Here is a 1,330-nt window from a genome sequence, read left to right as displayed (position 1 = left end):
GTAGCCGCCGAGGAGGTCGGAGACGTCGGGGTGGCCGTGGTGGCGCAGCAGGCTGGCGGCGATGGAGGAGCGGTGGCCGCTGGCGCAGTGGATGACGAGGGGGTGGTCGGTGGGGATCTCGTCGAGGCGGGTGGGGAGTTCGGTCAGGGGGATGTGGAGGGATCCTTCGATGGTGCCGGTTTCGCGTTCGCCGCAGGTGCGGACGTCGAGGACGGTGGGGGGCTGTTCGGTGGTGAGGGTGGTGCGGAGTTGGTCGGCGGTGAGGCGGCTGGCGGGGGTGAGGTGGTCGGCGAGGGCGGGCAGGGCGTTGTCGGGGTTGCGCAGGTAGCCGGCGATGTGGTCGAAGCCGATGCGGGCGAGGCGGGTGACGACCTCGCCTTCGCGGTCCTGCGGGGCGATGATCGCGATGGTGCTGTCGGGGGTGAGGACGGTGCCGGCCTGTTCGGCGAAGCGGCCGTCGAGGGGGACGTTGACGGCGCCGCGCAGGTGTCCGGCGCCGAAGTCCTGGGGGTTGCGGGCGTCGAGGACGACGGCGCCCGCGGTGCGGGCGTCCTTGAAGCCTTCGGGGCACAGGGGGCGGGTGGCGTTCGTGCGGTCGAGCAGCGGGCGGTGCTGCCGGTTGAGGGCGGCGTCGTGGCCGAAGTAGGCGGGGGCGGCGGACTGGCCGGCGGTGACGATGCGGACGAAGGTGTCCTGGTCCATGGGCTGGCAGGCGTAGTTGGTCAGTCGCTGCGCGCCGATGGTGGACTGGCGGTCGGTGGAGAGGTTCTTGCCGCAGGCCGAGCCGGCGCCGTGGGCGGGGAAGACGAGGGTCTCGTCGGGCAGGCCCATCAGCTTGCGGTGGACGCTGTCGTAGAGCATCGCGCCGAGTTCGTCGGCGGTGACGCCGACCGAGGCGAGCAGGTCGGGGCGGCCGACGTCGCCGATGAACAGCGCGTCGCCGGTGAGCACGCCGTACGGGACGGTGTCGTCGGGCTGCTCGAAGACCAGGATGCTGATCGACTCGGGCGTGTGCCCGGGGGTCTCCATGATCTGCAGGGTGACGTCGCCGAGTTCGATCCGCTCGCCATCGGTGAGGTGGCGGATGGGGTAGTCGGTCTCCGCGCGGTGCCCGTACCCGATCCAGGCGCCGGTGCGGTCGGCCAGTTCGAGGTGGCCGGCGAGGAAGTCGGCGTGGAAGTGGGTGTTGATGACGCCGACGACGGTCAGGCCGCGTGCCGTGGCGTCGGCGAGGTACTCGTCGACATCCCGGCGGGGGTCGACGATCACGGCCTGGCCGGTGCGCTCGTCGGCGATCAGGTACGAGGCCTGGGAGAGGCAGTCGAGGTAG

At 71.9% G+C, this 1,330-nt stretch carries 1 protein-coding gene; it reads right to left on the bottom strand.

All coding sequences use genetic code 11. The features are described 5' to 3' along the window. Positions 1-1,330: rhodanese-like domain-containing protein (locus tag ACFY4B_RS42610; protein WP_387977211.1), on the bottom strand; the 1,330-nt coding region annotated here is incomplete at both ends.

Source organism: Kitasatospora sp. NPDC001261, from assembly GCF_042896795.1.
In the GTDB taxonomy this organism is placed as follows: Bacteria; Actinomycetota; Actinomycetes; order Streptomycetales; family Streptomycetaceae; genus Kitasatospora.
This window is presented reverse-complemented; position numbering and strand designations above follow the sequence as displayed.